Annotated in this window: 9 protein-coding genes; 8 read left to right on the top strand and 1 reads right to left on the bottom strand. The window is 59.9% G+C overall.

Annotated features, from left to right (window positions below; translation table 11 throughout):
- Positions 1-63 precede the first annotated feature (63 nt).
- The 5 genes from AYJ54_RS46415 to AYJ54_RS51025 all read left to right on the top strand — a co-directional run bounded on the left by AYJ54_RS46415 (position 64) and on the right by AYJ54_RS51025 (position 5,388).
- Complete coding sequence (locus AYJ54_RS46415) at positions 64-1,500, top strand: IS1182 family transposase (RefSeq protein WP_063696054.1); 1,437 nt, start codon at positions 64-66, stop codon at positions 1,498-1,500.
- Positions 1,501-1,873: 373 nt separating this feature from the next.
- On the top strand, positions 1,874-2,527 hold the full coding sequence (locus AYJ54_RS46410) for a glycerophosphodiester phosphodiesterase (protein ID WP_063709256.1): 654 nt from the start codon (positions 1,874-1,876) through the stop codon (positions 2,525-2,527).
- Between the two features lie 539 nt (positions 2,528-3,066).
- Positions 3,067-4,377, top strand: a complete 1,311-nt coding sequence (locus AYJ54_RS46405) for an extracellular catalytic domain type 1 short-chain-length polyhydroxyalkanoate depolymerase (RefSeq protein WP_063709255.1) — start codon at positions 3,067-3,069, stop codon at positions 4,375-4,377.
- 241 nt (positions 4,378-4,618) lie between these two features.
- Positions 4,619-5,125: a GNAT family N-acetyltransferase gene (locus tag AYJ54_RS54275; RefSeq protein ID WP_082906156.1), complete on the top strand. Its 507-nt coding sequence runs from the start codon at positions 4,619-4,621 to the stop codon at positions 5,123-5,125.
- Positions 5,065-5,388, top strand: coding sequence for a hypothetical protein (locus AYJ54_RS51025; RefSeq protein ID WP_201724349.1), 324 nt, complete (start codon positions 5,065-5,067; stop codon positions 5,386-5,388). The genes AYJ54_RS54275 and AYJ54_RS51025 overlap by 61 nt, the downstream gene beginning before the upstream one ends.
- 412 nt (positions 5,389-5,800) lie before the next feature.
- On the opposite strand, the gene AYJ54_RS48665 is transcribed toward AYJ54_RS51025, so the two are convergent.
- Positions 5,801-6,106 (bottom strand): ester cyclase, encoded by a 306-nt coding sequence (locus AYJ54_RS48665; protein WP_201724348.1) that lies wholly within the window; start codon positions 6,104-6,106, stop codon positions 5,801-5,803.
- A gap of 574 nt (positions 6,107-6,680) precedes the next feature.
- On the opposite strand from AYJ54_RS48665, the gene AYJ54_RS46395 reads away from it, so the two are divergent.
- The 3 genes from AYJ54_RS46395 to AYJ54_RS46385 all read left to right on the top strand — a co-directional run.
- The gene (locus tag AYJ54_RS46395) at positions 6,681-7,226 is read left to right on the top strand and encodes a DUF4337 domain-containing protein (protein ID WP_063709253.1); all 546 of its coding nucleotides are present in this window, start codon (positions 6,681-6,683) and stop codon (positions 7,224-7,226) included.
- A 401-nt stretch (positions 7,227-7,627) separates the two neighbouring features.
- A complete protein-coding gene (locus AYJ54_RS46390) occupies positions 7,628-8,371 on the top strand; it encodes a tetratricopeptide repeat protein (protein WP_136624401.1) in 744 nt (247 codons plus the stop codon).
- 144 nt (positions 8,372-8,515) lie between these two features.
- Positions 8,516-8,940: IS110 family RNA-guided transposase (locus tag AYJ54_RS46385; RefSeq protein WP_136623502.1), on the top strand; the 425-nt coding region annotated here is incomplete at its 3' end.

Genomic DNA, 8,940 nt, shown 5'->3' with positions numbered 1-8,940 from the left:
GGCCCAGGTCGTGTGAAAACTCCGCCTCTGCTATTGTTCTCCAATGAATCGGTGGGACGAGCGATGGCGGGATTCGTGGAAGGGGTTGATCGCGGTCAGAGCACGTTGTTCCCCGCGCTGCTCGACGACTACGTGACCGAGGACAATCCGGTGCGTGCGGTCGATGTGTTCGTCGACGGGCTCGATCTGGATAAGCTCGGCTTCGTTGGCGTCCAGCCATTCGAGACGGGGCGACCCGGCTACCATCCCGGCATGATGCTCAAGCTCTATATCTACGGCTACCTCAATCGCGTGCCGTCGAGCCGACGCCTGGAACGGGAATGCCAACGCAATATCGAGATGATCTGGCTGACCGGGCAGTTGGCGCCGGACTTCAAGACCATCGCGGATTTCCGCAAGGACAATGGCAAGGCCATTCGTGAGGTCTGCCGCGAGTTCGTCGCACTGTGCCGCAAGCTTGATCTGCTTGCTGCAGCGAGCGTCGCCATCGATGGATCGAAGTTCAAGGCCGTCAATGCGCGGGACAAGAACTTCACCGAGGCGAAGATGAAGCGGCGCCTGGAGCGGATCGACGAGAGCATCGCCCGGTATCTGTCGCAGCTCGAGACCGCCGATCGGCACGGCGATGCGGTGCCTGCGGCGAAGGTTGAGCGGTTGAAGGGCAAGATCGAGAAGCTCAAGGAGGAGATCGTCCGGCTCACCGCGATCAATACGGAGATGATGAAGAGCGAGGACAAGCAGATCTCGCTGACTGATCCTGACGCGCGGTCGATGGCGACAAGTGGCAAGGACACCGGGATCGTTGGCTATAACGTGCAGATTGCAGTTGATACCCAGCATCATCTCATCGTGGCTCACGAGGTGACGAACGTGGGTACCGATCGCCACCAACTCGCCAACATGGCCAGGCAGGCGCGCGACGAGATGGCTGTCGAGACGCTCGAAGCCGTGGCAGACCGCGGCTATTACGATGGAGAGGAGATCCGGGCCTGCGAGGAAGCCGACATCACAGTGACGTTGCCGAAGCCGATGACTTCGGGCGCCAAAGCTGCTGGCCGGTTCGGCAAACAGGACTTCGTCTATGTCGCCGCCGACGATGTTTATCGCTGTCCCGCCGGCGAGCGGCTAACTGATCACTATACGAACGTAGAGGATGGAAAGATACTGCGCCGCTATTGGACAGGCACCTGCAAAACCTGCGCGCTAAAAGCTCAGTGCACGACAGGCACTGAGCGCCGCATCTCACGCTGGGAGCACGAGGCCGTTCTGGAGAAAGTTCAGGATCGGCTCGACCACAACCCCAATGCAATGGGTGTCCGCCGTCAGACAGCGGAGCACCCGTTCGGCACGTTGAAGTGTTGGATGGGAGCTACGCACTTTCTCACGAAAAAGCTGCCAAAGGTGGCCACCGAGATGGCGCTCAACGTGCTCGCCTACAACATGAAGCGCGTGATGATGATCGTGGGCGTAGCCGGATTGCTGGAGGCGATGCGGGCGTGAGGCTGGCCCCTGCGCGACCAAATCGGCGCCTACATGAAGCTCCTGGCTGCCACTGAGATGACCGGGGGCGATCCCACCGAATTGGAAGCTCGGCGGCCGCGAATGCGCCGGCGCGCCCCAAGTTGCGTGATTTTCACACGGCCTGGGCCCTAACGCGAAGTCCGGCAGGGCTCTGAAACCGTCTGTCTATCAGGGTAGACCGGAAGTGGGCGGGTCATGGCAAGAACGATGCAAATGACCCAAACCCGGCTGTTTCGGTGACGTCGCCTTTTGGCCCTACGCTGATCAGGGGTCAACATCGTGGCCGCGGATTGACATTTCTCTCTACGGGGAGATTGCATGGCGCGCGCAGCTTGGCTTTACGGACCTCGTCATGAAGCTTATTGCGCATCGTGGATGGTCCGCGGGTCGGGGTGAAAACTCGCTCGCCGCGTTCGCACGTGCCGCCCGTGACGGCAGAATTTCTGGTGTCGAATTCGACGTCTGCCTTGCAGCGGATTCCGACACATTGGTGGTGTCACACGAGCGGCCGCGTCATGTCGAGAATGCGCTTACCCTCGATGCGGCACTGTCGCTTCTTTGGCCGACTGACCTTGAACTGTTTGTGGAGGTGAAGGAGACGGGACTTGTCTCTAGAGTCATCGAGAGGCTGGTTGCCAGCAACGTGGCCCGTCGCTCGGTCGTATTTGCCTTTGCCGCCGTCGCGAGATCCTTTCCGTGGGAGGGGGCGCGACCGGTGCGCCTGGGCATCATCGTCATGTACCCGTGGAACCTGAATCGTGCGGTGCGCAGGTATGCGCCGGATGTCCTCCTGCTCGGCTGGGACGCGCGCGCTTGGACGCGAGTCGCTTTTCGCGCCTGGTGGTCCGTTTTCTCGCTTGAGCAGCTTGCGCGACGCCACCACGTGCCGGTTGTGGCAGGAGTTGTGCAACGCATGGACGACCTTCATTGGCTCTCGCGGCAGCACCTCTACGGGGCGGTTGCCGACGTCGACCGCACTCTCGGCCGCAGCGCCAGACCTGATTAGGCCGCGCAAACCCGTTCCGTCGCCCGTGCAGTATTCGAAAGCAGTTGACTGATCGGCCTGATCTGGCTGGGGAACCGGCTGTTTCGGTGACGTCGCCTTTTGGCCCGCCTGCGAAGTTCGGATTGTCGGCTCGTCGAGGTAGACCGGAAGCGACTGGTCGACGTTTCGACCGGCACTTTTAACCCATTGCGGAAGTTTGCCTTGGCCCAGATCAAGCCTGTTCGGGTCTGCCGGCATTCGCGGCGGCACCAAAAAAATCCCCCGTCAGACTCCGACTAGACGCATGCGAGCTAAGCGTCCTCAAAGTTGACGGACTTACGATTTCCGGCAAAAGCGAGATCTTCAGAGCCCGGACACGCCCGAAAAGTGGATTAAAGCCGTCCAGTTGCCGGACCGCTCCTGTCCCTTCGCGGCCAGGATGTCGAACGACCTCGCGTTGATGATCGTGAAATTACCGGCTCGGTTCTTGACTCCATTGCGCAAGCCCGCCATGTTGCGATGCACACTAATGTTTCGCGATGCAATATAGCTGTGCTCCCATGCGCGATTTCCGCGAGGTTCTTGCCCCTCTTCAGGAATATCGAAGCAAATTCGAAGGCCTTCTTGCAGCGGCCCGAGACAAGGCGGCACGCGCTCGGGTGGCGCCGGCCGATCGCCCGACTCGGCTGCGAGAACTGACCGGGTTTGGTGCAAATCCCGGCAACCTTCGTATGTTCGCCTACGCTCCTGAAGACCTGCCGCCCAAGGCGCCATTGGTTATCGCGCTACACGGATGCACCCAGACCTCCGTCGAGTATGACAACGGTACCGGCTGGTCGTCGCTCGCCGACAGCCTCGGCTTCGCGGTCGTCTATCCGCAACAGCAGCCCGCCAACAATCCGAAAAGTTGTTTCTCGTGGTTTTTGCCGGGCGATATCGCGCGCGGCCAGGGCGAGGCGCTTTCGATCAGGGAAATGGTCGAGCACGCCATTGCGACATTTGCCGCCGACCGCCGCAAAGTATTCGTGACCGGCCTCTCGGCCGGCGGCGCCATGGCTTCGGTTATGCTCGCAACATATCCGGAGGTTTTTGCCGGCGGCGCCATCATTGCAGGACTGCCCTATGGGTGCGCCAGCAACGTTCAACAAGCATTCGAGGCCATGTTCACCGAGCACGAACATGCCGCGCAAGCGCTTGGCGATCGCCTGCGAGCAGCATCGAGACATCGCGGGCCGTGGCCGAAAATCTCCGTGTGGCACGGCACCTGCGATCCGATCGTAAAACCTTCCAACGGTGAAGACATCATTCGGCAATGGACCAACGTGCACGGGCTTTCGGAGTGTCCCTTGCGCCAAGAGTTCATCGAGAACCACACGCGCCGCGTATGGAGCGATGCAAACGGTGAAGCACTGATCGAGGCGTTTTCTATCAGCGGCATGTCACATGGCGTGCCGCTCGCGACGACGGCGGAAGGGAGTTGCGGCTCTGCCGGCGCATTTTTCCTAGATGTAGGAATCTCCTCTACGCATCACATCGCACGCTTCTGGCAACTCAACGAATCGATGGTTGAAGTGCCGCGAGCCGCGGCGCCCGTACCAGCAACCATTCAGATTCCGACTACCGGCGGCTCCCCTGTCATCGCTGGAGCAGCCGCCGAAGGCCCGCACAGTTCAGCCGAAACCTCGCTTGCGCACGGTGAAGAGCGGCAGACGCGCTATCCGCTGGACCCCAATGCCGTGATCGCCGCGGCTTTCAAGGCTGCGGGTCTCCCGGTTCCGGAAGTTCCCACAGCACCCGGCACGCCGCCGCACGTTGCGCCCGGCCCGATCATCGCGGCAGCCTTGAAGGCGGCAGGACTGCTACAGCGTTAGCGCTCGCCCGCGGCGTGGATGATTTGTTGAAGTGAACGGCGGCGTTGTCGTTCAATGCGCCGAGCGAAAGACCAATCGGTCGCTAACGGAGCATAGCGGAAATCGACAGGCCGACGTCTATCGCAGAGGGCGACGCTCGTGACCCAAAGGCGACGTGGGACCGCCATCCATCGGCGTTGCGAGATCAGCGTGCCACCGACGGCAGAACATCGTAGCGCATTGCGCCGCTCGATCGGCTAAGATGGGGCATATTCGAAAGGTGGCTCCAATGCACATCGCCATTCGACCTGCAACGGAAGAAGATACTAACGCATGCGGTCGCATCTGCTACGAGGGATTTCGAGCCGTCAATGAACGTTATGGTTTTCCGGTGATCTTTCCGTCAGTGGACGTCGCCACGCGGCGCGTCGGCGGTTTCATTCGACACGCCTCGGTCTTCGCAGTGGTGGCCGAAGCCAACGGCCGCATCGTCGGATTCAATTTTCTCAGCGAGCGAGACCCGATCCGGGCGGTTGGTCCAATAGTCGTCGATCCTGCCGCGCAGGGGCACGGGACCGGGCGGAAACTGATGGAAGCGGTCCTCGAACGAGCGCGCGGCGCGCGGGGGGCCGTCTTCTTCAGGATACTTTCAATGTACAGTCACTCTCGCTCTATGCGGCCCTTGGCTTCGACGCGCGGGAAATTCTTGTGGTGCTCTCGGGCGCGCCGCAGACCGCGCCGCCGCCGCACTGGGAGATACGACCTTTAACAGCGTCGGACATGGCAGGCTGCGAGGGCTTGCACGAGAGCGTCCACGGCTACACGCGCACGAACGAGTTGCGCGACGCGCTCGCGACGGGGGCACCGATCGTTGTACTGCGGGACAGGCGTGTGCGGGCCCCGGCCCGACGCGCGGCGTTGTTTCGCTGGTGTCTGATGCAAGGCTACCGTGCGATCAGGCCGATGACGCTGATGGCGATCGGCGAGTACCGTGAGCCGCAGGGAAGCTACTTCCCGTCAGTCCTGTATTGACTGCAAGGCCCCGAATGGACCCTTTGCGACATCGGCGACGCAAATTCACTGCAGTGCCAAGAGTCTGGTCCTGGGCCCATTGCGTCCATTACCGGGCCGTCTGCTCTTGGTCTGTTACTTGGGGCCGAGCGCACAAATTACACTGCCGCGCGATCTTCCTTGTCCGCGCCACGCATCACGATCTTGAGCGCGTCATCCGGCAATGGCCGCTGCAGCGCCCCTGGCCTCCGCGCGCATCCACCCTCCACGCTCGCGAGGATCACCGAGTTGCGGCAGACTCCCGTCGTAGCGGGCGAGCAAAAATTAACGTGGCATTACACCGATTTGCTTCAGAAAACCGAGGACGTCCTTTTCTGCCCATTTCTCAGCAAGCTTCCCGTTCGCAATACGATGTATAGTTATGGAGGACATCTTAATCATTACCAGTGCGTGGAGCGCCTGGTAGGTCGCCGTCGTGTTTGCCGTAAGCAGTGAGACGTGTGACGACCTTGTCTCCTTCGGCAATTTGATCTTCGATTTGGTGATAGCCTGGCGTCGCTTTCCAGAATATCTCGAACCCCTGCTTTAGACCTTCACGTCCTTCGCGTAGTCCGGGAAAAGGCGGAGGACTATGATCCACGTAATTCTCGGCAACCAATTCGTCCATCGCGTCGAGATTGCCTTTGTCAATCTCTTCATAGAAGCGGCGTACAAGGCGCTTGTTTTCTTCGCTTGACATCGGGCTCCTCCATCCTCGCTAGAGTGACCGAATTATGCCGCCGCTCGATCTTCCTTTTCCGCACCGCGCGCTTGAGTAGATCATCTGCCAACGGCCGTTGCAACGCCTTGCCGGTGGAGCAGGCCTCAAAATACTATCTCATTCTTAACCTCAAGACTGCGAAAGTTCTTGGCATTGAGCTGAGCCCGACGGTTATTGCCCGTGCCGATAAGATGATCGAGTAGCGTGCTGTTTATTGCGATGCATGAGTCCGGAAGTGGCCCATCAGAGAAGTGGCGACACCTCTCATTGCGGGCCGCTTACTGGGGCATAGCGGACTAGATTTGCTCACGCTGAGTTCTTCGCATTTTGACCCGACACAGACCTTCCGGCGGCGCAATCCGACACGGGCATGACACCCGTCGCGCGCCTCTTGACGGTAATTGAGCGCGGAACGGAAAGGCCGGGCACTCCGTTTCCACCTTGAACGGGGCGACCAGAGGAGGATCGCCATGACGCCGATGATCTGGAAATCGTCGCGTTATTGTCGCGTCGGTGGGGTCGGCCAGAAGGCGGTTTCAAGGATCAGCTGCAAATGAGCGAAGAGATACACGTTCCTCATCAGCCTGGGACCGAAGTTGGATTGGCCAAATGGGTTGCGATCTTCACAGCGGTGGTGGCTACGATGGGTGGTATTGTGGGACACGAGGCAAGTCATGTTGCTAACGATGCGATCCTCTACAAGAACGAAGCGGTGCTGAAGAAGACGGATGCCGCCAATCAATGGGCCTATTACCAGGCTGTCAGTTCCAAATCACACCTAATGGAGCTGGCGAAGCAGTTGACGCCAACTGAGGCGCACCCCGGCTACGACGAGAAGCTTGCAAAGTACGCGCAACAAAAGGAGGAGCTGCAGGCCAAGGCTACGGCACTGGAGAGGCAGGTTGAAGCCGCAGATACCAAAAGTGCTGCGCTGCGCGAGCCGCGGCAGAACCTGTTCTTGTCGCTGGCGCTGTTCCAGATCGCAATCAGCGTTGCGAGCGTGACCATACTCAGCCAGCAGCGCTGGCTCTTCGGGGTCGCCCTAACAGGAGCGCTGGCCGGGATTGGCTTCTGGATCGTTGCACTTTTGCCGCAATAGTGCTGACTCATACCCAGAGCACTTAAGGGGAGAGCCGGTGCTTTCTGTTTGTAGCAGTGCATGAGTCTGCAAATGGCCCATCAGCGAAGTGGCGGCGCGTCTCATAGAGGTCAGTTTACCGGGGCATAGCAGACCAGTTTTGTTCGTTTAGAGTTCTTCGCATTTCGGACCCGAAACGGACACTGGAGCCCTTCCGCGTCGAAGCACGTTACGTCAGACCCGGTCCGCAGACCCAGCGAGACATGCAGAACTGTACTGCATTTTATCGATGACGCTTACTGGCAGTATACCAGCCGTCTATTGACCCGCCCCGGGTGATCCCGCGATTTATTTTCCTTGCATATTGCGTGTCCTATATTTCCACTACTCGCTATAAGCGAGTGGTCGTTGGAGGCTGTGAGATGGAATGCATCCTGTGCAAGGCGTGCGAGGCGGCGCGCGCGACGTTCAACAAGAAAATGATTGAATGGGTTTACGCGCAGAGCAACAGCGTTGAAGTCATGGAGCGAGAAGCGGACCCGGCGGCGATACACCAAGCTTACGATCTGCAACAGGCTGATCCGTCGGAGTCATTCGGGCAGTATCTTGCGCTCGCCGAAAAGGGGTCAGTCTGGAGCATGGCCACTGTCGGGGAAATGTTTTCCCTTGGAACCGGCGCGCCACAGGACTTGGAGCAAGCGGAGAAGTGGCTGCTCCGCGCCTATCAGGCCGGATCGGATTATGGTCTTATCTGGCTTGGGTCTCTCTACGAGCGATCAAAGCGCTACGAGGAGGCGCAAGAGGTGTACAAGACCGGCGCTGCGCGCGGCTTTGCCCCGGCGATGCTCTATTTGGCGGCGTGCTACCGGAGATCGCCGAACTGGACTCAAAGCCGCCGCGAGACGCTGGCGCTGCTGGAGCAAGGCCCGGCTGCCAGCGATCTTTTCATCCGGCATTGGCTCACAACCGCGATGGTGCGCGGCTGGTTCGGGCTAAGGTATATTCCGGAAGGCATCCGTCGGTTGCCCGGCGTTGCCCACGACATGGCCAATCTCGTCAAGGACGAGACCGCGACATCACAGGACGACAGCCAGTCACGGCCCGGCTTCATCAGCCGCCTTGTAGCACAACTCTGGCTGGTAGGCGCAACTCGATCAGCGTCATAACAGCGCCTTGCGGACCCGGTCCGTCAGGCGATCTCATGGTAAGAAGCAGGTCTGCTTCTGATGCTGTGGACGGCTCCTCCACAGGCACGAGAGTGCCAAGGAGTGGGCGCCGTTTGAGGCTCCCACGATTCGGAGGAGCAAGCTATGCCGTCAATTTCGACAATCGGTCTGGATATCGCGAAGTCGATCTTTCAAGTGCATGGTGTTGATGCAGCTGGCCACACGGTCATACGCCGCCAGTTGAGGCGCCAGCACGTCCTGGCATTTTTCCAGAAGCTGCCGCCATGTCTGGTGGGGATCGAGGCTTGCGCGTCATCGCACTACTGGTCCCGTGAGCTGGAGACATTGGGGCACGCGGTGCGGTTGATGCCTCCGGCCTACGTGAAGCCCTACGTCAAGCGACAGAAGAACGACACCACGGACGCGGAGGCGATTTGCGAGGCGGTCACGAGACCCAACATGCGGTTCTTGCCGACCAAGACGGTCGAGCAACAGAGCTGTCTGATGCTTCATCGAGCGCGCCATCTGTTCATCCGCCAGCAGACTGCCGTCATCAATTCAATCCGCGC

The sequence above is a fragment of the Bradyrhizobium centrolobii genome, from assembly GCF_001641635.1.
GTDB lineage: Bacteria > Pseudomonadota > Alphaproteobacteria > Rhizobiales > Xanthobacteraceae > Bradyrhizobium > Bradyrhizobium centrolobii.
Note: the sequence above shows the minus strand (reverse complement) of the source record. Positions and strands in the feature narration are given on the sequence as shown.